Raw genomic sequence first — 26,551 nt, 5'->3', positions numbered from 1 at the left:
GGCAATGCCATTTTTGAAAATGTAGCTTTTGACCACAAACGGTATCTTTTTATTAAGCTGGTGATATATTGTTATTTCCTTACCGTTCTCTGCGTAAGCTTACATCGCCAGCGCATGCCAACGGCGGGGGCCATCTAATCAAACAATAATCGCCACAAGGGGTACTGCTCATGATTCAGTCGAAAGCTTTGAAGTTGATTGCTGTTGTTACCGCCCTGCTGGGTGCTTCCGCCGCCCAGGCAAATAATTCCGATCTGCTGACCCCGCTGACGGGGAACACCACGGCACCATCCAACTGGCGCTTCACGCCAGGACAATCGTTTAACGGCGTGGTCGGTGCGCTCGACGGCGTGGCGCGTCTGAGCTTCTCGAACTCGGGCGGCAACTGGGCTTGTTCCGGTTCGCTGCTGGCGGGCGGCCAATATGTGCTGACCGCTGCGCACTGCGCGGATGACTTCACCAAAATGAAGGTGGATTTCGGCTGGGCAGACGGTAAGGCCAGCGTCACCCGTACCGTGGCGGTGACCAACGCCTTTGTGAATCCAAAATGGAATGGTACCCTCGACACCGGCGCCGACATCGCGATCCTGAAGCTGGACCAGGCCGTGACCACCATCAAGGGCTACAACCTGAGCACCACCAACGACGTCGGCAAGGATTACCTGATGGCCGGCTACGGCACCACCAGCCGCGGCGGCAGCAACGTCGATCCGAACTGGAACGACAGCGCCTGGGGCCACTATGGCTACAACACCTTCGATATCGACAGCAAGACCTTCAACAAGGTCGGCGACCAGGCCACTGGCTGGGGCTACGATCCTGCCTTCTACGCGCCAGGCACCACCTATATGAGCGACTATGACGATGGTACGGCTGCCCACAATACCCTGGGCCGCATTGCCGGCGCCAGCGGCAATGCCTGGACCAGCGGCACCGGCCTGGGCAATAGCGAAGCCCTGATCGCGGGCGGCGATTCCGGCGGTGGCGACTTCGTGTGGAACGGTAAAGAGTGGCTGCTGTCCGGCGTGCACTCGTGGGGCTGGCAAGGCAGCGATGCCTGCTCTTACTTCAGCCTCAACGGCTGCGATTCGAGCACCAAGAACTCGTCCAGCTTCGGCGACCTGTCTGGCTCCACCGCGACCTTCTCGCACATCGGCTGGATCAACTCGGTGACGGCAGTACCGGAACCAGAAACCTACGCCATGATGGTATCGGGCCTGGCACTGGTTGGCTTTGCCTCCCGTCGTCGTCGCGCAAAAACTGCGGCGTAATCAAGGCAACCCGGCAAAACCCGCAGGCTTAACGGCCTTGCGGGTTTTTTAGTTTCTGCGCATCGAGCCAAGGCAGCGGCGACATCCACAGCAACACCACTTCGAGCGTAAAAATGCCGGTGACGACGTACAGGCAGGCTTCCATGCCAAACGCGGTGCCAATCACGCCTGCCAGCGCAGCGCCCAGTGGGCGCGAGCCGTAGGTCGCCAAAGAATTAATCGAGGTGACGCGTCCCATCAGTTCATCCGGCGTAATGAGCTGGCGCAGGGTGGTAAAGCTCACGGTCCACAATACTGGTCCGCCGCCCAGCACAAAGAAACACAGGCCGGCCAGCCAATGCGCGGGATGCCACAGCGTGACCAATAGCGCCAGCACCGCCACCAGGCCGGCCATCGAGCCGCCTGCCAGCATCTGCCCCATCGACATGCGCCGCACCATCCAGGGCACGCAGAATCCGGCCGTCACCATACCAATCCCATACATCGACAACGTGACGCCGATCTGCGCGGCGTTCATGTTCAGCCGTGTCACTGCGTACGGCATGAACACGGTTTGCAGGATGAAGAACGCGGTATTGAATACCACCGACAATCCGAACGCCGGCCGCAGCAAGGGATGCTGCAGCGCGAACCGGCCGCCCTCCACCAGCTCGGCGATAAAATGACGGCGTGGTGCGTCACCGCGCGGCGCCTCCGGGATGCCACTCAATAGCACGATCGCCGCCACCGACAGCGTTGCCGCCAGCATGAAGGCCTGGTTCACGCCAGTCCACGCCACCAGGGCGCCAGCCAGCGCGGGGCCGCCAATAAACGCGATACTGCGGGTCAGCTCCAGGCGGCCATTCGCAATCGGCAGCACGTCCCGGCTGACCAGGCCTTGAATCAGCGCCGACACCGACACGCTGTAGGCCAGTGCGCCCATCGAGCCGATAAAGCCCAGCAGCGCAAGAAACGGGATATTCATGGCGCCCATCATCACGATGAACGGCACGCAAAGCAGCGACAGCGCCCGCAAGGTTTCGCCCGAACGCATGAGCCATTTGCGCGATACCCTGTCAGCCAGCACGCCTGCGGGGATGGACAGCAGCAGGAACGGCAGCATCTGCGCCAGCTGTATCCATGCGGTTTGGCCGACATCGGCGTGCAGCGCTGTCACGGCGATCAAGGGCGCTGCGGCCATGCCGACCTGCTGCGCCGCGTGGGCTGATAAATTGGAGATGGTCAGTCGATGAAATGAGGAAGGCAATGAAGACATCCCTCAACAATAACATCCCTGTCGAAATCGTGCGTAACATCTGCTTACGCTAGAAACACTTTTTGTGTCACCGTTTTTTCTTCCTGGTCCGTTATACAGACAAGCGCCATACAAGGCGAACTTCAGGAGAAAACAAAATGGAACACACTGCACGCACCCGTATTCATCCCATGATGGCTGTCGCCGCAGCGTCGGTAACGCTGGTCAGTTTGGTGGGCGCCGCATCGATTGCTGGACTGCTGCCTAGCTCCCATGCGACGACTTCGCCGAATGACGCGGCCGTGCCAGTGGCAGCGGTGAGCGCACCGGCACCCATGGTCGCAGCAGCACCAGTGCCGGCGCCAGAACCACGCCGCGTGGTGGAACACAAAACCGTGGTGCACCACACGTACGCGCCTCCTGCACAAGTTGCACAAACCCAGGCCCCCGCCCCTGCTCCGGTAGCGCAGAATAGCCCGCTGGGTATCGGCATCGGCGCCGTCGTCGGTGGCTTGCTCGGCAATCAGGTCGGCAGCGGCAACGGCCGCAAGCTGGCCACCATCGCGGGCGCGATAGGCGGCGGCTACGCCGGTAACGAAATCGCCAAACGCAACCAGCAGCAGTAATCAGAAAATCCGGGCGACAGTGATGACCACCTTATGGCGGACATCACTGTCGCCGCGGTTGTTGCTGCCATAGATATCGGTGGTGCTCCCGCCGCGCTGGCGCGTGAGGTCGAGCGACAACTGCGCCTGCCAGTCCTTGTACGAGGTAGCCAGGCCAATGCGCGATTCGGCGCGATTGGTGCGCGCGTTATCGCGGGCGTAGTAATAGCCGCCATGCCAGAACGCCTGCAAGCGCGGCGCCAGCGGCCAGCCGCCATTCAATTCGCCGTAAAAGGTGTGATCGCCAAAGCCCAGGTAATTGGGCGAGTAGTGCAGGCGCCCGCTCACGGTGTCGCCTGACAGCCCAAAGAACACTTCCTGGAAATTCCAGTGCGGCTTGTTTGGAAAAGCATAGGCGGTGAGACCCGTTTCCCACGCCAGTCCGGACGGCAGGCGTTGTGCATAGCCAGCATAGCCAGTCCACTGCGCGCTACGGTGCGATTCCACCGCCAGCTGCCCCGTCACCACCTGTCCGCCGGCAAACCAGCCAGACGCGCCATCGTAGTTCAGCGCCAGGCGCGCAGCCGGCCGGTCATCGCTGAGTGTGACGCCGCGATACATGTAATTGGACAGCAGGCCTGCACTGCCGCTTAACTGCGCATGCGCGGCGGGCGCCAGCAACCAGGCCAGCACGCTCAGGGCGAGCGGACGAATCGGCTGTTGGAGCTGGTAGGACAAGCGCATGTACATTTTCCTGTGAGTCGGAGGATGGTGGCACAGAGATCAATGCCGGTCAAAACCGCGCTGGCGTCGCCGGGCACGATTCCTTCCCGCAGCCGGGCAGCGGAGAGCTGCGGTTTCAGTTCATCGAGCAACGCCAGCATACCGGATACATGGGCCGCCGCATATGACGATCCACTGACCACGCCCCAGCGTCCGCCGGGCAGCGTGGTGGGGATATCGCGTCCTGGCGCCAGCAGTGGATGCAGGCCGGCGTGCGGCGCGGCGCCGTCCGAGGCCACGGCAAACACGCCAGGCGTATTGGCAGGGAAGCCGCCGTCGGCGCGCGCCGGATCGACCGCCCCCACCACCCGTATGCCGCGTGCCTGCGCTGCTTCAACCAATTGCAATAGCAGCCTGTCCTGCGGGCCGGACAAACTCAGGTTGATGACTTGCGCGCCATTCGACAGCGCATAGTTCATGGCCTTGGCCAGCGTGAAGCTGTTGCAGCGCGTGGCGCTACCGCTTTGCCAGCAGGCGCGCAATGCCATCAAGCGCGCATCCGGCGCCACGCCTTCAATGCCGACGCCATTGCCGGCGCGCGCGGCGATGACGCCTGCAACCGCCGTGCCATGCAGCTCCGGCACATACTTCTGGCCATCGACAAAATTTTCTTCCACCGTCACCTGGCCGGCCAGGTCGGGGTGGTTGCTCTCGATGCCGCTATCCACCACAGCAACCGTGACCTTGCGGCCAGTCGCGGCCTTGCGCACTTCATCGAGATGCCATGCGCCAGCAGCGGGCTGGGTGCGGTATAACGGATCGCTGCCCGCTTGCGCCACGAAGTCCTGTATCACCTGCGCCCATTCCACGCGGCTGTCGCGCGACAAGACATCCAGCAGGGTGGCCGCGCCCTGCCCTGCGGGCAAACGCATGCGGTAGCAATCGACGTTCAGCGCGGGCATGGCCCAGTCTTCCATCAGCTCCAGCTTGTAGTCCTGCGCCACTGCGGCGGCTATCCGCTGGCGCGCGGCGCGGCCGGCATCTTCGCGGTAGTTGTTGCTGCCATAGTGGTCAGCGCGGAAATGCGGCGCCGGCAAATGGAACATGACGAGGATTTCGGCATTGCCCGGTGCTTGCTGCGTTTCCGCAGGCGCATCGATGCGCGGCACGATCTGCGGCAAGTCCTGGCCTGCCTGTGCCATCACGGCGCCAGAGCACAGGCAAAATGCCAATGCCAGCAGGCGTTTCATGGCTGGCTCGCGGCAGTCAGCGATTCGGCCAGTTCCACCGACGGGTCAGCGCGCAGTGCCGACAGTAGCTGCGCCTGATGGTCCGAGTCCACATCCAGCATGTAAGCGCCCGTGACTGTCGGACCGCCGATGATCTGGGCGCCGTTGGCTTGCAAGATACGCTGTACGTCCTGCAAACGTGCGTCCGGTTTGAAGACCACCAGCACGTCTGGCGTGGAAGCTGGTCCGCGGCCAAGTGCCTGGTAACCTGGCGCTTCGCCATGCGGCAGCAGCTGCGCGGCCAGCACCGCAATCACGGCCAGTTGCGCGGCGAGCGCCCAGCCTTGCCAGCCGGCGTTGCCCAGCCAGGCGCGCAGACGGTTGCCGAAGCTGGCCCGTGCTGATGCGGCCAATGCAGCCTGTGCCGGCGCCGCATCCAGCTGCAGCATCAGGCGCGCCAGTGCCCGCTCCGGGTCCAGTCCCGACGGCAGCGGCCCTTCCGTCTCCAGCAGCTTGCGCTGCCAGGCCAGATCCTCGCGGCAGGCGGTGCAGCTGTGCAGATGCTCCTGCACGCGGCCCGCCTCCTCCTCGCTCAGCGATCCCGAGGCATACCAGGGCAGCAAATCCTGCAAGGCCTGGTGTTCCGCGTCGCTGGTGGTGGTGTGGGTACTCATTGCATCTCTTCCATATGATCGGACAGCATGTCCTTCAACTTTTGCCGTGCATGGAACATCCGGGTTTTCACCGTGTTCACCGGGCATCCCATGGTCTCAGCGATTTCCTGATAGGCCATGCCATGGTAATAGGTCAGACTGACCACCAGGCGCTGCTCCATCGGCAACCTGTCCAGCGCCCGGCTGACGCCACGCTGCAACTGGCGCGCGGCCAGCGCATGTTCCGGCTCCGCGCCGGCTTCACCCGGCTGATCCTCCTGCGGCTCCAGCGGCACGTCGAGGCCGCGCAGCGCCTTCAGCGCCTGCCGGTAGGCGATGGCGAAAATCCAGGTCGACAGCTTGCAACTGCCATCAAAGGTATTTGCCTTCTGCCAGACCACCAGCATGGTATCGTTGATGATCTCTTCCACCAGCGGCACATTGCGCGTCATGCGGTCCAAAAACCGCGCCAGCCGGGAAAAATAGGCGCGATACAGGGTCTGAAAGGCGAGCCTGTCCCCGCCGCACACCCGCCGCAGCAAAGCTCCCTCATCCGTTTCGTCCGACGCCGTCATTCCCCTGCCTGTCCGCATGCATTTCTCCTCTGGTGCCGTGAATACGCAGCGAAGGAAGAAAGGTTCAATCCAAACACAAAAATTTTCTCCAGTCCATTGTGAACCATCCTGGCTTGCGCGGGTATTGACTGCTGCAACAATCAGCCACTGGAGCAACAATGAAAAAAATCATCGCCGCCTACCTCCTGTGCGGCCTGTCCGCCTCCGCCCTGGCACTGGAACCGGGCGCCACGGCGCCAGCCTTCACTCTGAACGGGCCGGATGGCGCGGTCAAGCTGGAGCAGTACAAGGGCAAACTGGTGTATGTCGACTTCTGGGCCTCATGGTGCGGCCCGTGCCGTCAATCCTTCCCCTGGATGAACGAGATGCAGGCGCGCTATGGCGCCCAAGGCCTGCAAATCGTCGGCGTCAACGTGGACGCCAAATCCGAGGATGCCCGCAACTTCCTCGCCGCCATGCCGGCCCGCTTTGCCATCGCCTTCGATCCGAACGGCGCCACGCCGCGCAGCTACGGCATCAAAGGCATGCCAAGCAGCGTCTTGGTCGGTCCGGACGGCAAAGTGCTGTATGAGCACAGCGGCTTCCGCGCCGCCGACCGCGACGCACTGGAAAGCCGCATCAAAACCGCACTGGGAGGCCTCAAATGAAAACACTGATCGCGCTTTGCGCCATGGCAGCCGCACTGTCCGGCTGCGCGCTGCCGCCCGTGCAAGCCTGGGAAAAAGGCCACCTGGCGCGTCCCGACATGCTGATACAGGGCGACGCCCTCGGTACCCGCTTCAATGAACACATCTACGCCAGCAAGGAAGCGGCTTCCGGCGGCAGCGGCGTCGGTGGCGGCGGCTGCGGCTGCAACTGACAAGGAACACCATGGATAACCACAAACCACCAGTGGGTCAGGCGCTGCTGGCCGCAGCCATGCTGCTGCCAGGCCTGGTCCACGCCGAGACGGCGCCCGAACGCGGCGCCATCAGCGTCAAATATCTGGACTACAAAGAGGATCAGCCGGGACTTGACCGCATCCGCGTGCACGCGCCATCGGTCGCCATCATGGCGCCAGTCGCGGGCGAATGGTCGATCGCCGCCAGCGTCACCATGGACGATGTCTCCGGCGCCTCGCCGCGCTATCACACCGCTGTTTCCGGCGCCTCGCGCATGGATGACCTGCGCAAGGCCGGCGATGTCACCGTCACCCGCTATCTGCCGCATGGCACAGTCAGCTTCGGCGCCGCGTTCTCCACCGAGCATGACTACCGCTCGCGCGCACTGTCGCTGCAAACCACCATCGACAGCGACGACAAGAACACCACGTGGGCACTGGGCCTGGGCGGTTCCGACGACGGCATCAATCCCGTCAACCTGATCGTCACCAACGAGAGCCGCCAGACCGTGAGCGTGCTGGCGGGTGTGACGCGCGTATTCACGCCGGTGGATATCGGCCAGCTCACCTACACCCACAGCAGCGGCCATGGCTACTATTCCGATCCCTACAAACTGGTTGACAACCGCCCGCGTGACCGCAACCAGGACACGCTGCTGATGCAGTGGAACCATCGCTTCGTGGACGCCGATGCGACCGGACGTTTCAGCTACCGCTACTACCGCGACAGCTACGGCATCCGCGCGCATACGCTGTCAGCAGAGTGGGTGCAGTCGCTGGCCGATGGCTGGACCGTCACGCCATCCCTGCGCCTGTATTCGCAGCGCGCCGCCGACTTCTATTTCGATCCGGTGTATGACGTCAATCTGGGCGCGCCTTTCCCGCCGGGCTACGTGTTCGGCGGCCCGGCTTACACTTCAGCTGACCAGCGTCTGTCTGCGTTCGGCGCAGCCACGGCCGGCATCAAGATCGCCAAACAGCTCGGCAAGGACTGGAATGTCGATCTGAAGCTGGAACGCTACGAGCAGCGCGGCGCATGGCGCGTGTTTGGCGATGGCAGTCCAGGACTGGCGCCGTTGCGCGCCACCAGCCTGCAGATCGGCTTTACCCGGCTATGGTAGCGGACCTCTACACTGTCTCCTTTGCCGCCATGGGCAGCCGCTGCGAAGTCCGCATCGCCGCCCCCGATGGCGATGCGGCGCGTCACATCGCCATGCACGCCATCGATGAAGTGCGCCGTATCGAGCAAAAGTATTCGCGCTATCGCGATGACAGTGTAGTCAGCCGCATCAACGCGGCAGCCGGCAAGCATGCCGTCGCCTGCGACGAGGAGACGGCAGCGCTGCTGGCTTATGCCGACCGCCTGCACGCCACCAGCGATGGCCGGTTCGACATCACCTCCGGCGTACTGCGCAAAGCCTGGGATTTCCGCAATGCGGTCCTGCCGCAGACCAGCGCATTACGCGACCTGCTGCCGCTGGTCGGCTGGGACAAGGTCCTGCACAACGGCGCATCCGTATTCCTGCCATTGCCGGGCATGGAACTGGACTTCGGCGGCTTCGGCAAGGAGTACGCCGTCGACCGCGCGGCAGAAGTGCTGGCGGTCATGGGTGTCAGGCATGGCTATGTCAACCTGGGTGGCGACATGCGCTTCCTCGGCCCGCGTCCTGACGGCGCAGCCTGGGATATCGGCATCCAGGACCCGCGCGATATATCGGCCACGGTGGCCAGCATTCCCATCAGCCGTGGCGCGCTGGCGACCAGCGGCGATTACGAACGCTTTATTGAAGTGGATGGCCGGCGCTATTGCCATGTGCTTGATCCGCGCAGCGGCATGCCAGTGTCTTACTGGCGCTCGGTCAGTGTACTGGCGCCGCTGGCGATCACCGCAGGCAGCTGCACCACCACGGCCATGCTGCTGGAAGAAGACGGACGCGATTTCCTCGACCGTTCCGGCTTGAGTTACCTGGCCATCGATCACGATGGCCGTATTTTTCGGAGAACCCCATGAAGTATGTTTTCAACTGGCTGTGCGCGCTGCTGCTTGCCGCGTGGTTGCCAGCCGCGTTCGCGGATGATTTCCTGCCACCGGAACAGGCGTTCGTGCTCAAGGCCGAGCTGCGCGATGCACACACCGTCGGCCTGCATTGGACAATGCCCGACGGTTATCACCTGTATCGTGAGCGTCTGTCCTTCAGCGGACCAGGCGTGGCGCAACCGCAGCTGCCTGCGGGGCAGCGCAAGTTCGATGAGAATTTTGGCAAGGAGATGGAAACCTACTACGCGGCGCTGGACCTCAACCTGCCGGTCAGCGGCACCGCGCCGTTCGATCTGACTGTCAGCTATCAGGGATGTGCGGATGCGGGCCTGTGCTACCCGCCGGTCGTGGTGACCTATAGCGTGACCCCCGCCGCCCCCGGTGCGCTGAGCGCAAAGGTAGCGGATGCCGCAGCGAGCGTGGGGCCGGCGACGGCTACAGCTAAGGCGGCCCCGCCTGCCGCCGAAGACGATACCTCCCTCGCCCAGCGCACACTGCAAAGCGGCAGCGCCTGGCGCATCGGTGGCGCCTTCCTGGTGTTTGGCCTGCTGCTGTCGTTCACGCCATGCGTGCTGCCCATGGTTCCCATCCTGTCCTCCATCATCGTCGGCGAAGGTAACGTCACGCGCAAACGCGGCCTGCTGCTGGCCAGCGCCTACAGCCTGGGCATGGCGCTGGTCTACACCGCACTCGGCGTCGGCGCCGGGCTTGCAGGTGAAGGCCTGGCTGGCGCGCTGCAAAAGCCCTGGGTGCTGCTGACCTTCGGCGCGCTGCTGTTCGCGCTGGCCCTGTCGATGTTCGACGTCTACCAGCTCCAGCTCCCGAGCGCGCTGCAAAGCAGGCTGACCGCATCCAGCGGCCGCCAGAGCGGCGGCAAAATCATCGGCGTCTTCATCATGGGTGCACTGTCCGCGCTGATTGTCGGTCCTTGCGTTGCCGGTCCGCTGGCCGGCGCCCTGCTCTACATCAGCCAGACCGGCAACGCCGCCACGGGCGGCTGGGCGCTGTTCTCGATGGCCACCGGCATGAGCGTACCGCTGCTGCTGACCGGCCTGTCGGCAGGCAGCCTGCTGCCCCGCGCCGGCGCCTGGATGAACAGCGTCAAGAAGGTCTTCGGCCTGCTGCTGATCGCGGTAGCAATCTGGATGATCGGCCCTGTCCTGCCGGTGACTGCCAGCATGGCGTTGTGGGGCGCGTTTGCCATCCTGTGCGCGGCCTTCCTGCGCACAGGCGAAGCGCTGCCGCACGGAGCGGGCCTTGGCGCCTATGCCGCCAAGGCAATCGGCGTGGTGATGCTGCTGGGCGGTTTGTTTGAACTGGTGGGCGCCGCCAGTTCCGGCACCGACGTGCTGCAACCGCTGGCGCATCTGCGCGGCGGCAGCGCAGTGGCTGGCGAACAGACCGCCGCACGCGAAGGCCCGCGCTTCAGCCGCATCCGCACCGTGGCGGATCTGGACAAGGTATTGGCGTCTACCAGCAAGCCGGTCATGCTCGACTTCTACGCCGACTGGTGCGTGGCCTGCAAAGAGATGGAGCGCATGACTTTCTCCGAACGCCGCGTTGCCGCCGCCATGCAGGACATGCAGCTGATCCAGGCAGACGTCAGCGCCAACAACGCCGACGACAAGGCGCTCATGAAGCGCTTCCAGCTGTTCGGCCCACCCGGCATCATCCTGTTCGACGCCCGCGGCAAGGAAGTGCTGCAGGCGCGCGTGATCGGCTTCATGCCGCCGGAATCCTTCGTGCGCCAGCTACAGCGCACGGCCAGCTGAATCAATACCTGGCTGGTGCGTTCTGTGCTGGCGTGGCGGAGCGGATGAAGTCGCGCAGGTCGTCATTCGCGGTCGCCAGGTCGGCCGAACGCAGATACATCATGTGGCCGCTGCGGTAGCCTTCAAAACGCAGGCGGTCTTTCATCTTGCCGCTCGGGTCCAGATGCCACATGGTGTACTTGGCGTCGAAGTAGGTGCAGGCACCATCGTAGTAGCCCGACTGGATCATCACTTTCAGATACGGATTGGCAGCCATGGCCAGACGCAGGTTCTCGCCCGTATTCTCGTTCTTGTAATCCCACGGATGGACGTCGCCGAACAGATTGTATTTGACGTCGGTCTTGTAGCCCAGGTCCACGCGCAGGTACTGGTTGATGGCCGGCGTGAACGAGTGCAGCCACGAGGTCAGCTCGGCGTTGTAATCGACCTTGTCGCCCGAATCAGTCTTGTCGATGCCCAGGTAGCGCGAGTCCAGGCGGCCCACGGTCTTGCCCTGCTTGCGCAGCAGCTCTTTCCAGAACTGCTGCGGTTGCACCGCCAGGTTATTCTGCAAAACGTATTCCGCCGACAGGCCGGAATAGCGTGCGACCTTGGCAGCAATCTGCGCACGCTTCTGCGCATCGAGGAAACCGCCCTTGGCCAGCGCCGGCAGGAATTCATCGGTGGTGAAGGCTTCCACTTCCGGCAGCACGTCCTTCAGATCCTTCGCTTGCAGGTCGGCTGGCAGCACTTTCTGGTACCACGCGGTGGCGGCGTAATACGGCAGCTTCAACGCATCATCCACCGCGCCGTCGCGTTTCAGGCCCAGCTCCGTCGGCGACACCAGCACCACGCCATTCAGATACATCCACTGCGCGTTTTGCAGTTCCAGCGCCAGACCGGACACGCGCGAGGTGCCGTAGCTTTCGCCGATCAGGTATTTCGGCGAGGTCCAGCGGCCTTCGCGGGACACAAAAGTGCTCACCCACTCAGCCAGATACTGAATGTCCGCATTCACGCCAAAGAAGCGCGAACGGTCAGCCTTCCCATCCAGCACGCGCGAGAAGCCGGTGTTGACCGGATCGATATACACAATATCGGCGACGTCGAGTATCGAATGCGGGTTGTCCTTGACGCCATACGGCTGCACCGGATAACCTTCCGCATCCAGATTCAACACCTTGGGACCGGTGTAGGCAACGTGCATCCACACCGACGCCGAACCCGGGCCGCCATTAAACGACAGCACCAGCGGACGCTTGCCCTTGTCGCTGACATCCGTACGCTGGTAGTAGGTATAGAACAGCGACGCCGTCACCTTGCCATCCTTGTCCCACACCGGCTGCGTGCCCGCCGTCACCTTGTACGGCACCAGCTTGCCCTTGATCGTCACCTGGCCCGTCTTGCTGACTTGCGCATCCGCCTTGAGCAGGCGCTCGGAAGCTTGCAGTTCGGCGGCGCGTTCTTTGCTGACGGCGGGCGCCTTGTCGGCATCCTGGGAAAATGCTGCTGAGCTTATGGCCAGCAACATCAGTACGGCAAGCTTGGATTTCATGGCATCTCTCAAGGGGGTGAAAAAATCTATGGTAGTTCAACTAAATACCAAAACACAATGAACTACTTGAAGCCGCCCAGCTGAAAAAAGCCTGGGGAAAATCAACACCATGACAATTTCCTTGTGGAAAACTATGAGATAATTCCCGCCGCAATATTGGCGCCCGAAAAAATTGTCGCTATGACCACGCAACACGACCATTCCCCTTATCTCGACCAACTGGACGATCCGCAAGCCTTCTGGGAGCAGCGTATCCGTGCCAGCCGCTGGATGATTGCCAAGACCATCGGTCTGGGCGTGCTGGCGGCCGCCTTGGGCATCCTGGGCCAGGGATGGCTGGAAGACGCTTCCCCCATCTTCCCCTTCATCAGCCAGAACTACGGGCTGTGGCAGGCCGGCTACCTGCTGTTGCTGCTGATGATATTCCTGCTGTGGGCCGCCGCCCTGCTGCAAAAATTCGGCCTGCTGCAAAACAGCAAACAGGGCATGAAGACGCAGCAGCGCATCGACGAGCATAACGCCCGGATCGAAGAACGCCGCCGCGCCAACAACGAACGCCGCGAGGCAGTTCGCAAGGAGCGCGACGAGCACACCATCTTCACCAAAGCATCCTCGCGCGGCAAACGCTTCGAATACTGATTACTCGTAGCGCAGGCAGTCCACCGGCAGCAGCTTGGATGCCCTGCGCGCCGGATAGAAGCCGAAGAACACACCCACCAGGCTGGAGAAGCCGCACGCCACGATCACTGCACGCAAGGTGATGATGACGTCGAACTTGCCGGTTGCCGTAATCCCGGCTGCCGCGCCGCTGGCCAGCAGAATCCCGAAGATACCGCCCACCAGGCAGATCACCACCGCCTCGGTCAGGAACTGCAGCAGCACATCGCGCGGCTTGGCGCCGATCGCCATGCGGATGCCGATTTCACGCGTACGCTCGGTCACCGACACCAGCATGATGTTCATGATGCCGATGCCGCCCACCACCAGCGAGATGGCGCCGATCAGCCCCAGGAGCAGCGCAATGCCGGCGCTGATCTTCTGCGCCGTCTCCGCGAACGACGCCAGGTTATCGATGCGGAAGTCATCCGGCTGGTCGATCTTGATGTGATGGCGGTCGCGCAGCGTTTCACTGATGTCCTGGATGGCATCCTTCAAATCGCCGCCCGACTTACCCTGCGCCACCACGTAATGCACATTGCCGGGGAACTGCACCTTGACCAGGTTGGCCGCAGCCGCCGTAATCGGCACGATCACATACTCGCTCAAGTCGCCACCATCGACCTGCTTGCCCTCGCCGTACAACACGCCCACCACCTGGAACGAGACGTTCTCGATGCGGATGTATTTGCCCAGCGGGTCGGTCTTGTAGAAGAACTGGTCGGCGATCTTGCGGCCGATGACCACCATGCGCGCCGAAGCCCGTACGTCGGCGTCGCTGAAGGCGCTGCCCTTGTCCACCTTCCAACCGCGGATCTTGAACATGGCCGGCGTCACGCCGTGCACGGTCTTGGACGCATTCTCGTTGCCGACGGCCAGATTAAACCCGCCCTGCAGCACTGGCGCCGCCCCCGCCAGCGATGGCAGCTGGTCCAGCGCCGCTGCATCCCTGATGGTCAGCGCCGGCTGTGCGCCGTTGCGCATGCGCTGCTGCTGCGCGCGGTCGCCGCCCGGCGAAACGAACAGCATATTGGTGCCCAGCTGTTCCAGCTCCTTGGCGATAAAGCGCTTCATGCTGTCGCCCACCGCCAGCAGCAGCACCACCGACGTAATGCCGATGATGATGCCCAGCATGGTCAGCAGCGTACGCAGGCGGTTCGCCAGCATGGAGCGGAACGCCTCCACTACGATCTGTAAAAAGTTCATATCGTTTATACCGTAATTGATTCGTGGCTCAGCGCCAGCTGGCGCAAGCCTTCCTCTGCCGGGCCGTCGTATAGGACGCGGCCATCCTTGAGCCGCATCAGGCGCTTGCTGTAGGCGGCGATGTCCGGTTCATGCGTCACCAGCAGGATGGTGATGCCGCGCTCCTGGTTCAACTCCTGGAACGAGCGCATGATCTCCTCGCTGGTTTGCGTATCGAGGTTGCCGGTCGGTTCATCGGCCAGGATCAGCGGCGGATCGCCCACCAGCGCGCGCGCAATCGCCACGCGCTGCTGCTGGCCGCCGGACAGCTGGTTCGGCGTGCGTTTGGCCATCTCCTTCAAGCCCACGCGCTCCAGCTCCACCAATGCCTTGGCATGCGCCTTGGCGCGTGATACGCCCGCGTAGATCAGCGGCAGCGCGACGTTCTCCGCCACGCTCATGCGCTTGATGAGGTTAAAGCTCTGGAACACAAAGCCGATGGTGCGGTTGCGGATGGTCGCCAGCTCATTGCGCGACAGGGTCAGCGTATCGACGCCATTGAGGAAGTAGCTGCCGCCCGTCGCCTGGTCGAGGCAACCGAAAATATTCATCAGCGTCGATTTGCCGGAGCCGGATTGCCCCATCACCGCCAGGAAGTCGCCGCGCGGCACGGCCAGGTCTATGCCATGCAGTACCTGCGTTTCGACGCTGCCGGAGAAGTAGCTTTTGGTGACCTGGCGAATATCGATCAGCAGTTCCGCCGCACTCACAGGCCACCTTCTTTTTCACCGCCTATCGCGCGGGTGATGACCTTGTCGCCCTTTTTCAGCTCACCGCCCACCACTTCGGTGTAGCGGAAGTTGGACAGGCCGATGCGCACGTCCAGCGCTTTAGGCTCGTTGTGCGCGTCCAGCGTGTAGATTCGGAAGGAGCGCGCCAGGTCAGCCTTGGTGCGGAAGGAGGCATCATCATCCTGCGGCGTGTCTGCGGCAGCGGCAGCGGTGGCGCTGGCCGAAGCGGAGGCGGAGGCGGATTTGCCGGCGGCCGTTTCGGCGGCCTTCTTCTGCCTCTCGATTTCCTCGTCGCTCAGGCGGAAGCGCAGCGCGGCAGTCGGCACCCGCAGCACGTTCTGGCGATTGCCCACCAGCAGACGCACTTGCGCCGTCATGCCCGGCTTCAGCAACTCGTCCTTGTTATCGACGTCCAGCACCACGTTGTAGGTAACCACGTTCTGCACCACATTGGCAGCAAGACGGAACTGGCGCATGCGCGCATTGAATTCCTTGTCTGGATAGGCGTCCACCACGAAGCGGGCTTCCTGGCCTTCCTTGAGCTGGCCGACGTCCGCTTCCGACACGCTGGTGTCGATCTGCATTTTGGTCAGGTCGCGCGCGATCTGGAACAGCTGCGGCGTGGTAAAGGATGCCGCCACGGTCTGGCCCAGGTCCACGGTCCGCTTGATGATGACACCATCGATCGGCGAGCGGATCACACTGTTATCCAGATCGGCCTGCGCGCGCGCCAGCTGCGCCTGCGCCAGCTGGATATTCGCCTGCGCCACATCGACCTCGCGCTTGGACTGGTCCAGCGCCAGCGGCGAGATATAGCTTTGCGTCAGCAGCGACTGATTACGCTGGTGCGTAGCCTGCGCCAGCCGCAGCGAGGCCTTGGCCGACGCCAGCTGCGCATCGGCCTGGCGGATCTGCGCGTTGAAGATGGTCGGGTCCAGTTTCAGCAGCACCTGGCCCTTGGTCACGTGGTCGTTGAAGTCCGCTTTGAGCTCGCTCACCGTGCCCGAAACCTGCGAGCCAATGTTAATCAGGGCGACCGGATTAATGGTCCCGGTGGCCGTTACCGTCTGCGTGATATTGCCGGTATCGACCGCCGCCGTGCGGAAGCGTGGCGCCTCCATCACGGGGGTCTTGCTTTTGGAATAGTACGCGGCTGCAGCACCGCCGATCACGAGCAGGCCGACGGCCAGCACCAGCTTCTTTTTGGTCAGGAAAGCCATTGTTTTCAGTGTGTCCCATAGTGAGATCCGGCGATATGCGGATCAGCCCGGCAAGTATCAAACAGATTTGTTTTTAAAGCAACACGTCGGTCCACTAACCCTTCCGGGTCAAGCGCCCATATCCAGCTGGCGGGATATGCAAAATTGCAATCCGGCTTTGCAGGAATGTCCGTTCTCAAGCGGGGAAATTCTGCCTACCATGCGTTCATCTCATCTCACTACGGAGCACCATCATGACTGAACAGATCAACCCATCCCGCCGCAACGCCATGGTCGGCAGCGCCGTCGCCGCAGCCGCCACCGCACTGGCCGCAGTGGGCAGCGAAGCGGTCGCCGCGCCAGCCGGCAAAGTCACCAGGACCGTCGCCACCATCACCACCCGCGACGGCGTCGAGATCTATTACAAGGACTGGGGTCCTCGCAATGGCCAGCCCGTGATCCTGAGCCACGGCTGGCCACTGAGCTCGGACAGCTGGGAATCGGCAGCCTTCTTCCTGGCGAATAACGGCTTCCGCGTCATCACCCATGACCGCCGTGGCCATGGCCGTTCCAGCCAGCCCTGGGAAGGCAACGACATGGACCACTACGCCGACGACCTGGCGCAGCTGATCGAAGCGCTGGACCTGAAGAACATCATCCTGGCCGGCTTCTCGACCGGTGGCGGCGAGGTGGCGCGCTACGTTGGCCGCCATGGCACCAAACGCATCGCCAAACTGGGCCTGATCTCTTCCGTGCCGCCGCTGATGCTGAAGACCGACACCAATCCGGACGGCCTGCCGATCGAAGTATTCGACGGCATCCGCCAAGGCCAGATCAATAACCGCGGCCAGCTGTATCTGGACATCGCCTCCGGCCCGTTCTACAACTACAACCGTCCGGGCGCAAAGCCATCGCAAGGCATCATCCAGGCCTGGTATGCACAGGGCATGCAAGGTGGCTTCAAAAATACCTACGATTCGATCAAGGCCTTCTCGGAAACCGACTTCCGCGACGATCTGAAAAAGTTCGACAAGCCGACCCTGATTATCCACGGCGACGACGACCAGATCGTGCCGATCAAGGCGGCAGGCATCGCCTCGGCCAGGATCGTCAAAGGTTCCAAGCTGCTGGTGTATCCAGGTGCGCCGCACGGCCTGACCGACACGCACAAAGAGAAGTTCAACAACGATTTCCTGGCCTTCGCCAAGTCGTAAAAATTTAGGAAAAACCGCCTCCGGGCGGTTTTTTTATGTGATAAGGTTTCCCTCACCATGATGGAAATCTTCTCCCCCCCGGACAACCCTGTCCTGCTTCAATACGGCACCTACTCACCGGCGCTGGTCATCCTCTCAATCCTGGTTGCCATATTCTCATCATGGATGGGATTACAAGTGGCGGAACAGGCACGCCGCATCAATACGCGCGGGCTGCGCTACGCCATGCTGGCCACCGGCAGCCTGGCACTGGGCTGCGGCGTCTGGTCCATGCACTTCATCGGCATGCTGGCTTTTGACCTGTGCATCAACGTCGACTACGACCATGGCCTGACACTGCTGTCCGTGCTGCCCAGCCTTGCCGCGTCGTGGGTGGCGCTCTACATCATCAGCATGCGCCGCCTGAGCGCCATCTCGCTCGTCTGTGGCGGCGTGCTGGTTGGCGCGGGCATCGGCGCCATGCACTACACGGGCATGGCAGCGATGGTGATGATGCTGGACCTGCGCTACGATCCCTTCATGTTTGGTTTGTCCATCGTGGTGGCGGTGGTGCTGGCCACGCTGGCATTGTGGATACGCTTTGGCCTGCGCACGCTGCGCCTGCCACGCGGGGTGGTGGGCGGCATCAGCGCCACCGTCATGGGCTGCGCCATCGCCGGCATGCACTACACCGGCATGGCGGCAGCGCGCTTTGTCGGCCAGTTGCCACCGGATCCGGTCGCGCAGCAGAACTCCACTTTCCTGGCGCTGGCGATCACGCTGATTACCGTCGCCTTCACCGTATTTGTGATGGCCGCCAATGGCCTGCTGCGCTACCGCGAACTGTATCGCCAGCAGAACGAAAGCCAGGCCTGGATGCGCGCGCTGCTGACCACCACCGTGGATGGCGTGATCACCGTCGACCGCGAAGGCCTGATCCACGAATTCAATGCTTCGGCCGAACGCATCTTCGGCTGGCGCCGCGATGAAATCCTGGGCCGCAATGTCCGCATCCTGATGGCCGATGCGGAGCGTTCCGAACGCGAGGGCCTGCTCAACTACCTGCGCACGGAAAATGCCGCCATTCCCGGCAAGGGCAGCGAGGTGATCGCCGTGCGCAAGGACGGCAGCCAGGTGCCGATACGGCGCGCGCTGGGCCACGCACGTCTGGCCGAGCGCGACCTGTTTGTGCTGTTCATTACCGACATCACGGAACGCCGCGCCATCATGCAGGCGCTGCGCGACAGCGAACAGCAATTCCGTTCGCTGATCGGCAATATCCCAGGCATCTCCTTCCGCAGCAGCATGGCCTTCGATGCACCACCCACCTTCATCAGCGACGGCATCGAGCGCGTCGCCGGTTATTCGGCCAGCGAGTTTGTGGGTGCCAGCCGCACCCGCACGCTGGGCTCCCTGATCTGCGAAGAAGACCGCGAACGCGTGGCGGATGAAATCTCGCGCAGCATCGACGCCTTGAGCGCCTACCAGGTCGAGTACTGCCTGATCCACGCCGATGGCAGCCGCCGCTTCATGTGGGAGCATGGCGCTGTGACGCAGGATGAAAGCCACCCGGACGTGCGCTGGATCGACGGCGTCATCCTCGACATCAGCGAGCGGCGCGAAATGGAGCAGCAGCTGCGCCAGGCCAAAGAGACAGCGGAACAGGCAGCCGCCGCGCGCGCCAGCTTTGTCGCCAATATGAGCCACGAGATCCGCACGCCGATGAACGCCATCCTCGGCTTTACCGACGTACTGCTCGACACGGAGCTCAACGCCGAGCAGCGCCGCCATCTGGATACGGTGCGCAAGGAAGGCCGCTCGCTGCTACGCCTGCTCAATGAAATTCTCGATACCGCCAAGCTGGATAAGGGCGCGGTGGAACTGGAGCCCGATGATTACAGCCTGCTCGGCCTCATCGACGAACTGGCGTCCACCTTTGGCAGCAACGCCCGCAGCAAGGGCCTGACCATCGATATCAATTACGACACGGGCCTGCCGGCCTGGCTGCATGGCGACGAGCTGCGCATGCGGCAGATCCTGGGCAACCTGCTGGACAACGCCATCAAGTTCACCTCGGCCGGCAAAGTCAGCCTGCGGGCCGCCGTGCAGCAGGGCCAGTTGCATATCGCCGTGCAGGACACCGGCATCGGCATCGCGCCGGAACGCATCAACGCCATCTTCGATCCGTTTACCCAGGCCGACGCCTCGATGACGCGCCGCTTTGGCGGCACAGGCCTGGGCACCACCATCAGCCGCCAGCTGGTGGCGCTCATGGGCGGCAAGATCTGGGCCGAGAGCACGCAAGGCGTCGGCACCACCTTCCACGTCATGCTGCCGCTGGAACCGGCGCGCAACGGCCAGACGCAAAGCAGTGAGCGCAGCGACTATCCGCTGCCGGCCCTGCGCGTGCTGGCGGCAGACGATGTGCCGCAAAACCTGGAGCTGCTGTCGCTGCTGCTGGCCAAACGCGGCCACACGCTGGACACCGCGCAGGACGGCGCGCAAGCAGTGCAGATGACGGCGGAACAGCGCTATGACGTGCTGCTCATGGATATGCAGATGCCGCTCATGGACGGCCTGGCCGCGACGCGCGCGATCCGCCTCCGCGAGCAGGACAGCGGCGCTACCGCGCTGCCTATCGTGGCGATGACGGCCAGCGTACTGGCGGCGCACCGCGAGGCCGCCGCCGCTGCGGGCATGGACGGCTTTGCCTCCAAGCCGGTGGACTGGCACACGCTGTCGCATGAAATCGCCAAGGTGCTCGCACTGCCGCCCCTCGCTTCCGCGCCGCCGCCATCCGAAGTGCCACGCCAGCGTGTACTGAACCAGAAAGCCGGCCTGCAACGCTGGGGCGACCAGGAGGCCGCATACCATCAGGCGCTGCACCGTTTTGTCGCGGACTACAGCACGGCCGCCGCCACGCTGGCCAAGCTGCTGGCCAACAGCAGCGAGGTACGCCTGGCCGAGGCGCAGGCCTGGTGCCACAAGGTGCGCGGCGTCGCCGCCAATATCGGCCTGGAACAGCTGACCGCAACGCTGGCGCAGCTCGAAAAGCTGTGCGGCTCGCCGCAACGCGACGGTGCGGGCAGCATCTCTTCCGCCCTGCAGACGGAGCTGGCGCAAGCCCAGCGGACGCTGGTAGCACAGCTGGACGCAGCGCTGAGCGCCATCCATGCGCTGGCGCCGCCACGCGGTGCGCGGCTGGAAGCGCCGCCACCGGCAGCTGCCTTCGATCCGGTTATCGCGCGCCAGAAATGCGCCGCTCTGCTACCATTCCTGCAGCGGGGCGCCTTGAATGACGCCGCTCTGACCGCGCTGACCGCCGCCCTCACCAGCGCGCCCGAGGCACTGGCCCGGCAGCTCGGCGCCGTGCAGGACGCCCTGAACGATTTCGACTTCCCGCAGGCGCAAGCCGCATTACAGACCTTACTGGCCAGCCTGACCACGGAGTACCCATGAGAACCACCCACCAGCCCAACCAGCCGCAGATTCTTGTGGTGGACGATGAAGCCAGCAACCTGCAGCTGCTGCGCCACATCCTGCAAGACCAGTATCGCCTGCTGTTCGCCAAGGACGGCCCGCGCGCACTGGAACTGGCGCAGTCGGAAAAGCCGCAACTGATCCTGCTGGATGTCATGATGCCGGGGATGACCGGCTATGAAACCTGCGCCAGACTGAAGGCCGACCCGGCCACCGCCGCCATCCCGGTGATCTTTGTCACCGCCCTCAGCGACACCGACGACGAGGTGGTCGGCTTTGAGGCGGGCGCGGTGGACTACATCACCAAGCCGGTCAGCCCGCCCATCGTGCGCGCGCGCGTGCGTACCCACCTGTCGCTGGTGGGCGTGGATGAACTCAAGAAGACCCGCCTGGAAATCGTCCAGCGTCTCGGCCTGGCGGCGGAATACAAGGATAACGAAACCGGCCTGCACGTGATCCGCATGAGCCACTACGCGCGCATCCTGGGCCTGGCCATGGGCATGACCGAGGCCGAAGCGGAAGACCTGCTGCACGCCGCGCCCATGCACGATGTCGGCAAGATCGGCATTCCCGACAATATACTGCGCAAGCCCGGTCCACTGGACGCGGAAGAATGGAAGGTGATGCAGTCGCACGCCGTCATCGGCGGCAAGATCATCGGCCAGCACCCGCATGGCATGCTGGCCATGGCCTACGACGTCGCCATGACCCACCACGAAAAGTGGGATGGCAGCGGCTACCCGAATGGCTTGAAGGCTGAGGAGATCCCGCTGGTCGGCCGCATCATCGCGATCGCCGACGTGTTTGACGCGCTGACGTCAGCGCGTCCGTACAAGGAAGCATGGCCGGTAGAGAAGGCCGTCGAGCACATGCTGGCGCAGCGCGACAAGCATTTCGAAGGCCGCCTGGTGGACATCTTCCTGCAACAGATGCCCGCGCTGCTTGAAGTGAAGGAACGCTGGGCAGAGCAATAATCAGGCGGCCAGGCGTTCGCCGCGGCCCACCAGACGCGCCATCACACTCACGGCGTGATCGATCTGCGCCCTGGTGTGGCCCGCGTTCATCATGAAGCGCAGGCGTGCCTGACCCACCGGTGCGGCCGGGAACTGGATCGAATCCACATGCACGCCTTCGCGGCGCAGTTCCACCGCATAGCGCTGGCAAGTCTCCGCATCGCCGATCAGCACCGGCAGGATCGGCGTGGCGGTCGAGATGATGGTGTAGCCCAGCGGCTGCATCTGTTCGATGAAATAGCGCTGGTTGTCCCACAGGCGCTGGCGGCGCTGCGGTTCCTCTTCCAGGATATCCAGTGCGGCCAGCAGCGCCGCTGCCTGGTCCGGTGGCGGCGGGCAGGTGAAGCCGTAGGCGGAGCTGGTCAGGCGGATCACATTGGCCACCTCCTTGTCCACCGCGACAAAGCCGCCGATCGAACCGAGCGCCTTGCTCAGGGTCCCCATCTGCATGATGTTGCTGCTGTAGCAGTTGAAGTGCTCGGAGGTGCCGCCACCGTTGGCGCCCAGGATGCCGGTGGCATGGGCGTCATCGATGTACAGCAGCGCGCCAAAGCGCTCGGCCAGCGCCACCAGTTCCGGCAGCGGTGCGATCGTGCCTTCCATGCTGAACACGCCGTCGCTGACGATGATCGGCGTGGTGCCGTCGGTGGCGCCGGCCTGCAGCAGCGACTCCAGATGGTTCATATCGCAATGGCGGTAGTTGTAGCGCAGCGCGCCGGACATCTGTATGCCTTCGCGGATCGAGATGTGATTGAATTCATCCGAATAGTAGGCGTACTTGTGGCGCTTCTTGGCACGGAAGCCGTGCAGGCGCGCCAGCGTGGCCGCCTTGACGATGGAAGACAGCACACCGATATTGGCCATATAGCCCGTCACAAACAGCACCGCATCGCTCTTGTGCTTCAAGGCGCCGAGGCGGCGTTCCAGCTCGCGGTACACATCCAGGTCGCCGCCCAGCAGGCGCGATTCGCAATTGCCCACGCCATAGCGGTCCAGGCCCTGCTTGGCCGCCGCCACCAGACGTGGATGGTTAGCCAGTGCCAGGTAGTTATTGGTGCTGAACGAGACCACCGTTTCGCCCTGGGTGACGAAGGTAGGGTCGGGCAAGGTGGCGTGTACCGAGGAGTCGTGGTAGATCGGATGGTGCTGCAGCCAGGAGGCGATATCGCTTAAATCGTGCATGATGTGAAAGGCCAATAGAGAACAGCTCATCATAGAACTGCACGGCTTTCCACAAGCTTGCGGCCAGATTACGAAATGGTCACATTACGGATTGGATAGTCAGTAGTCAGTAGTCAGGCCGGCGCCAGCGGCAGCACGATGCGCGCGACCAGGCCCGGTGCGCCGTCCTCCAGCACCAGTTTGCCGTCGTGCGACTTGGCGGTGGCGCTGACGATGGACAGGCCCAGTCCATTGCCCGGCATATGGCGGCTCTTGTCGAGACGATAAAAGCGCTCCGTCACCTTGTCCAGTTCACCGTTCGGGATACCCGGGCCGTTGTCATGCACCGAAATCGCCGCATCGCCCTGGTACAGGCCCGCGCGCACATGGATGGTGGAACCGGGACCGGCGTATTTAATGGCGTTATCCAGCAGGCTGGCCACCGCGCTGGCCAGCAGGTTGCGGTCGCCGTCCACATCCAGCGAAGCTGGCGCGTCCACCGTCAGCGTGATGTTGTTGTCTTCGGCGATGGCCTCGTACATCTCGCCGATGTCGGCCACCACGCGGCCCAGGTCGAGCCGCTCGAACAGGCGCGCGCGCATGCCGGATTCCGCTTCCGCGATCTGCAGCAGGCGCTCGAACAGGCGGATCAGGTCATCGATATCGTCAATCGCATCATGGGCGGCGGTGGACAGCGTCTGCACCGTCATCTCATGGCGCAGCACATCGTCCAGGCGGCCGCGGATGCGGCTCAGCGGCGTGCGCAAGTCATGCGCGATCGAATTGGACACATCGCGCACGCCCGCCATCAGCAGCTCGATGCGGTCCAGCATGCGGTTGATGTCACGGTTCAGCAGCGCGAATTCATCGTTGCCGGTGACGGGAACGCGCGGACTCAGGTCGCCCGCCTCGATCTGCGCGGCGGTGCGGCGGATCTCGCCCAGGCGCGCCTCGATGCTGCCGCGGAACAGCAGCGCGCCGGCAATGGTCAGCATCAGCGAGACGCAGACGCCGGCCGCCAGCGCGCGCCAGATCACTTCGCGCACCGCTTCTTCCTCGCTCAGGTCACGTCCGACGATGAGCATACTGCCATCGTCAAGGGGCCGCAGGTAAAGGCGTGCCGGGGTGTTGCGCTCATCGCGCACCACCGACGCCGTGACCATTTCCGGCCCATCTTTGACGACGGGCCAGGAGCCCAGGTTGCCCACCACCGGCGCCCCTTCGCTGTCCAGCAGCTCAAAGATTTCACGGTCACTATCGACGCCGTCGCTCAGCAGTCTATGAATTTCCGCCATCAGTACGCGGCTGCTGCCGTCGCCGACATGGGTCATCAGGCGCTCGGACTGCGCCATGATCTTGCCGTCGATGTTCTGGTCGATCACGCCGATGGTGCCGCTGTAGAACACCGCCGATACCGCCATGATCGAGGCCAGCCCCAGCAGGCCATAGCCCGCCACCAGCTTGGCGACGATCGAGGTGCGGAATCTAAACACCATCAAGCTCCGCTTCGTCCGGCGGCGTCACGCCCATGCGGTAGCCGACGCCGCGCAGCGTGTGGATCAGCTGCACCGGGAAGTCCTTGTCCACCTTGGCGCGCAGGCGGCTGATCTGCACATCGATCACATTGGTCTGCGGGTCGAAGTGATAGTCCCACACGGATTCCAGCAGCATGGTACGCGTGACCACCTGGTTCTCGTTGCGCATCAGGTATTCGAGCAAACGGTATTCGCGCGGCTGCAGCGTGATGACCTTGTTGCCGCGCGTGACGCGCAGCGTACGCAGGTCCAGCCGCAGGTCGGCGACTTGCAACTGTGTACTGTCGGCGCCGGGCGCCGTGCGGCGCAGCAGCGCTTCCACGCGCGCCAGCAGTTCGGAAAAGGCGAAAGGCTTGGACAGGTAATCGTCGGCGCCGCCGCGCAGGCCGGTCACACGCGCGTCGATGGTGGTCAGGGCGCTGACGATGATGACCGGCGTCTGCTTGCCCAGCGCGCGCAGCTTGTCGACGATCGACAGGCCGTCGATACGGCCCGGCAGCATGCGGTCGAGGATGATGATGTCCCAGTCCTCGATGGTGGCGTAGTCCAGCCCATCCGGGCCATTGACGGCGGCCGTCACCGTGTAGCCGGCTTCGCGCAGGCCCTTGCAGATGTAGTTGGAGGTTTCGGCTTCGTCTTCAATAACCAGGCAGCGCACGCGAGTCTCCGGAATTCAGTGATAAGCGCGTATTCTACCTTGGCGGCGTTACCTTGGCTTGGTCGTCAGCTCGCGATAAAGGGCGTGGTAGTTCTGCGCCATCTTCTCGGCGGTGAACAGCTCCCAATAGCGGGCTTCGGCGCGACGGCCCATTTGCGCCGCCAGTTCCGGGTTCTCCCACAGCGTGCGCATGGCCGCGCCCAGTGCTGCCGGATCGTCCGGCGGCACCACCAGGCCGGTGTCATTGTCGATATTGATGTAGGTGGTGCCGGTGCCGATCTCGCTGGAGATCATCGGCTTGCCGAACATCGCGCCTTCCAGCAGCGAGATGCCAAACGCCTCCGACCGCAGGTGCGACGGGAACACCATGGCGTAGCTCAGCGCCAGCAGCGCGGCCTTGTCTTCTTCCTCGACGGCGCCGATGAACTGCACATGCGTGAGGCCGAGGCGCTGCGCGTGCTCCTTGAGCTCCTGCTCGATCGGCCCGGCGCCAACGATCACCACCGGGTAATCGACGTTGGCCATGGCGTCCAGCAGGATGTGCAGGCCCTTGTAGTAGCGCAGCACGCCAACGAACAGGAAGAAACGCTCGCCGACCTGTGCACGCCATTTGGCTTTCAGTGCTTCCGACGGTACCGGATAAATCGACTTATCCAGGCCGTAGGTGATGGTGCGGGTCTTGTGCGCAAAGCGTTTGAGCACCGGCGACGACGCCAGGTAGTTGGGCGAGGTCGCCACCACCGTATCGACGCTGCGCAGGAAGCAGCGCTTGAGCGGGCTATACACGCGCAGCAGGTTCTTCTGGCGCACGATGTCCGAGTGATAGGTCACCACACTGGGCTTGTTGATGCGCGCCACAAAGTGCGCGATGTCCATGAACGGCCACGGGAAGTGATAGTGGATCACATCCGCATCGCGCGCCAGGCGCGCCAGCTTGCGGAAGGCCGCAAACGAAAAGCCGGTCGATGCCACCTCAAAGTCCAGCGGCACGCGGTGCACCGTATGGCCTTCAAATTCGATTTCGGCCGGACCGCTGCGGCTCAGCGTCAGCACTTCGTTGGTCACGCCCAGGTGGCCCGTTCCCACGCACAGCTGGCGTATCACTTGCTCGATGCCGCCCCAGGAATCGGGATAATAAGTCTTATAAAAATGGAGGACGCGCATA

At 63.3% G+C, this 26,551-nt stretch carries 24 protein-coding genes; 11 read left to right on the top strand and 13 right to left on the bottom strand.

From position 1 onward, the window contains the following. Window positions 1-170 precede the first annotated feature (170 nt). The gene (locus BUA36_RS15470) at window positions 171-1,271 is read left to right on the top strand and encodes a trypsin-like serine protease (protein WP_072786043.1); all 1,101 of its coding nucleotides are present in this window, start codon (window positions 171-173) and stop codon (window positions 1,269-1,271) included. 28 nt (window positions 1,272-1,299) lie between these two features. Here BUA36_RS15470 and BUA36_RS15465 read toward each other — a convergent pair whose 3' ends face one another. Next, the gene (locus BUA36_RS15465; RefSeq protein ID WP_229255720.1) at window positions 1,300-2,517 is read right to left on the bottom strand and encodes an MFS transporter; all 1,218 of its coding nucleotides are present in this window, start codon (window positions 2,515-2,517) and stop codon (window positions 1,300-1,302) included. Window positions 2,518-2,663: 146 nt separating this feature from the next. Between BUA36_RS15465 and BUA36_RS15460 the strand changes: the two genes are divergently transcribed. Further along, a complete protein-coding gene (locus tag BUA36_RS15460) occupies window positions 2,664-3,131 on the top strand; it encodes a glycine zipper 2TM domain-containing protein (RefSeq protein WP_072786041.1) in 468 nt (155 codons plus the stop codon). Here the strand turns inward: BUA36_RS15460 and BUA36_RS15455 are convergent, their stop codons facing one another. From BUA36_RS15455 to BUA36_RS15440, 4 genes are read right to left on the bottom strand one after another with little or no spacing between them, the layout of a single operon-like run. Beyond that, window positions 3,132-3,854, bottom strand: a complete 723-nt coding sequence (locus tag BUA36_RS15455; protein ID WP_072786040.1) for a TorF family putative porin — start codon at window positions 3,852-3,854, stop codon at window positions 3,132-3,134. Continuing rightward, window positions 3,806-5,083 carry a S8 family peptidase gene (locus BUA36_RS15450; protein ID WP_208861896.1) on the bottom strand — a complete coding sequence of 426 codons (1,278 nt, stop codon included), beginning with the start codon at window positions 5,081-5,083 and terminating at the stop codon, window positions 3,806-3,808. Before BUA36_RS15450 ends, BUA36_RS15455 begins: the two co-directional genes overlap by 49 nt. After that, the gene (locus tag BUA36_RS15445; RefSeq protein ID WP_072786039.1) at window positions 5,080-5,736 is read right to left on the bottom strand and encodes a zf-HC2 domain-containing protein; all 657 of its coding nucleotides are present in this window, start codon (window positions 5,734-5,736) and stop codon (window positions 5,080-5,082) included. The genes BUA36_RS15450 and BUA36_RS15445 overlap by 4 nt, the downstream gene beginning before the upstream one ends. After that, entirely contained in the window at window positions 5,733-6,290 is a 558-nt protein-coding gene (locus BUA36_RS15440; protein WP_229215610.1) for an RNA polymerase sigma factor, read from the bottom strand. The genes BUA36_RS15445 and BUA36_RS15440 overlap by 4 nt, the downstream gene beginning before the upstream one ends. 158 nt (window positions 6,291-6,448) lie before the next feature. Here BUA36_RS15440 and BUA36_RS15435 point away from each other — a divergent pair, with 158 nt between their 5' ends. Genes BUA36_RS15435 through dsbD form a run of 5 tightly spaced genes read left to right on the top strand, consistent with a single transcriptional unit; the run spans window position 6,449 to window position 10,980 of the window. After that, a complete protein-coding gene (locus tag BUA36_RS15435) occupies window positions 6,449-6,937 on the top strand; it encodes a TlpA family protein disulfide reductase (protein WP_072786037.1) in 489 nt (162 codons plus the stop codon). Then, a complete protein-coding gene (locus BUA36_RS15430) occupies window positions 6,934-7,149 on the top strand; it encodes a DUF4266 domain-containing protein (RefSeq protein ID WP_072786036.1) in 216 nt (71 codons plus the stop codon). The genes BUA36_RS15435 and BUA36_RS15430 overlap by 4 nt, the downstream gene beginning before the upstream one ends. An 11-nt stretch (window positions 7,150-7,160) precedes the next feature. Next, complete coding sequence (locus BUA36_RS15425) at window positions 7,161-8,291, top strand: DUF3570 domain-containing protein (RefSeq protein ID WP_072786035.1); 1,131 nt, start codon at window positions 7,161-7,163, stop codon at window positions 8,289-8,291. Beyond that, window positions 8,285-9,181: an FAD:protein FMN transferase gene (locus BUA36_RS15420; RefSeq protein WP_072786034.1), complete on the top strand. Its 897-nt coding sequence runs from the start codon at window positions 8,285-8,287 to the stop codon at window positions 9,179-9,181. The genes BUA36_RS15425 and BUA36_RS15420 overlap by 7 nt, the downstream gene beginning before the upstream one ends. After that, window positions 9,178-10,980, top strand: coding sequence for a protein-disulfide reductase DsbD (gene dsbD, locus BUA36_RS15415; RefSeq protein ID WP_072786033.1), 1,803 nt, complete (start codon window positions 9,178-9,180; stop codon window positions 10,978-10,980). The genes BUA36_RS15420 and dsbD overlap by 4 nt, the downstream gene beginning before the upstream one ends. A gap of 1 nt (window position 10,981) precedes the next feature. Here dsbD and BUA36_RS15410 read toward each other — a convergent pair whose 3' ends face one another. After that, the gene (locus BUA36_RS15410) at window positions 10,982-12,514 is read right to left on the bottom strand and encodes a S10 family peptidase (RefSeq protein ID WP_072786032.1); all 1,533 of its coding nucleotides are present in this window, start codon (window positions 12,512-12,514) and stop codon (window positions 10,982-10,984) included. 180 nt (window positions 12,515-12,694) lie between these two features. Here BUA36_RS15410 and BUA36_RS15405 point away from each other — a divergent pair, with 180 nt between their 5' ends. After that, window positions 12,695-13,153, top strand: coding sequence for a hypothetical protein (locus tag BUA36_RS15405; RefSeq protein ID WP_072786195.1), 459 nt, complete (start codon window positions 12,695-12,697; stop codon window positions 13,151-13,153). Here the strand turns inward: BUA36_RS15405 and BUA36_RS15400 are convergent, their stop codons facing one another. Genes BUA36_RS15400 through BUA36_RS15390 form a run of 3 tightly spaced genes read right to left on the bottom strand, consistent with a single transcriptional unit; the run spans window position 13,154 to window position 16,367 of the window. Further along, window positions 13,154-14,377 (bottom strand): ABC transporter permease, encoded by a 1,224-nt coding sequence (locus BUA36_RS15400; RefSeq protein WP_072786031.1) that lies wholly within the window; start codon window positions 14,375-14,377, stop codon window positions 13,154-13,156. It lies immediately after the preceding gene. Between the two features lie 5 nt (window positions 14,378-14,382). After that, window positions 14,383-15,126 (bottom strand): ABC transporter ATP-binding protein, encoded by a 744-nt coding sequence (locus BUA36_RS15395; protein ID WP_072786030.1) that lies wholly within the window; start codon window positions 15,124-15,126, stop codon window positions 14,383-14,385. Further along, window positions 15,123-16,367, bottom strand: coding sequence for an efflux RND transporter periplasmic adaptor subunit (locus tag BUA36_RS15390; RefSeq protein ID WP_072786029.1), 1,245 nt, complete (start codon window positions 16,365-16,367; stop codon window positions 15,123-15,125). The genes BUA36_RS15395 and BUA36_RS15390 overlap by 4 nt, the downstream gene beginning before the upstream one ends. Before the next feature lie 233 nt (window positions 16,368-16,600). Here BUA36_RS15390 and BUA36_RS15385 point away from each other — a divergent pair, with 233 nt between their 5' ends. The 3 genes from BUA36_RS15385 to BUA36_RS15375 all read left to right on the top strand — a co-directional run bounded on the left by BUA36_RS15385 (window position 16,601) and on the right by BUA36_RS15375 (window position 21,993). Further along, on the top strand, window positions 16,601-17,560 hold the full coding sequence (locus tag BUA36_RS15385) for an alpha/beta fold hydrolase (RefSeq protein WP_084560175.1): 960 nt from the start codon (window positions 16,601-16,603) through the stop codon (window positions 17,558-17,560). A 165-nt stretch (window positions 17,561-17,725) separates the two neighbouring features. Next, window positions 17,726-20,998, top strand: a complete 3,273-nt coding sequence (locus tag BUA36_RS15380; protein ID WP_229255718.1) for an MHYT domain-containing protein — start codon at window positions 17,726-17,728, stop codon at window positions 20,996-20,998. Further along, the gene (locus BUA36_RS15375; protein WP_072786027.1) at window positions 20,995-21,993 is read left to right on the top strand and encodes a response regulator; all 999 of its coding nucleotides are present in this window, start codon (window positions 20,995-20,997) and stop codon (window positions 21,991-21,993) included. Before BUA36_RS15380 ends, BUA36_RS15375 begins: the two co-directional genes overlap by 4 nt. Here the strand turns inward: BUA36_RS15375 and BUA36_RS15370 are convergent, their stop codons facing one another. The 4 genes from BUA36_RS15370 to BUA36_RS15355 all read right to left on the bottom strand — a co-directional run bounded on the left by BUA36_RS15370 (window position 21,994) and on the right by BUA36_RS15355 (window position 26,550). Then, entirely contained in the window at window positions 21,994-23,214 is a 1,221-nt protein-coding gene (locus BUA36_RS15370) for an aminotransferase class I/II-fold pyridoxal phosphate-dependent enzyme (protein ID WP_072786193.1), read from the bottom strand. 113 nt (window positions 23,215-23,327) lie between these two features. Continuing rightward, window positions 23,328-24,689 (bottom strand): sensor histidine kinase, encoded by a 1,362-nt coding sequence (locus BUA36_RS15365; RefSeq protein WP_072786026.1) that lies wholly within the window; start codon window positions 24,687-24,689, stop codon window positions 23,328-23,330. Then, a complete protein-coding gene (locus tag BUA36_RS15360) occupies window positions 24,679-25,386 on the bottom strand; it encodes a winged helix-turn-helix domain-containing protein (protein WP_072786024.1) in 708 nt (235 codons plus the stop codon). The genes BUA36_RS15365 and BUA36_RS15360 overlap by 11 nt, the downstream gene beginning before the upstream one ends. 48 nt (window positions 25,387-25,434) lie before the next feature. Next, the gene (locus BUA36_RS15355) at window positions 25,435-26,550 is read right to left on the bottom strand and encodes a glycosyltransferase family 4 protein (RefSeq protein WP_072786022.1); all 1,116 of its coding nucleotides are present in this window, start codon (window positions 26,548-26,550) and stop codon (window positions 25,435-25,437) included. Window position 26,551 lies beyond the last annotated feature (1 nt).

This window comes from Duganella sacchari, assembly GCF_900143065.1.
GTDB classification, from domain to species: Bacteria; Pseudomonadota; Gammaproteobacteria; order Burkholderiales; family Burkholderiaceae_D; genus Rugamonas; species Rugamonas sacchari.
This window is presented reverse-complemented; position numbering and strand designations above follow the sequence as displayed.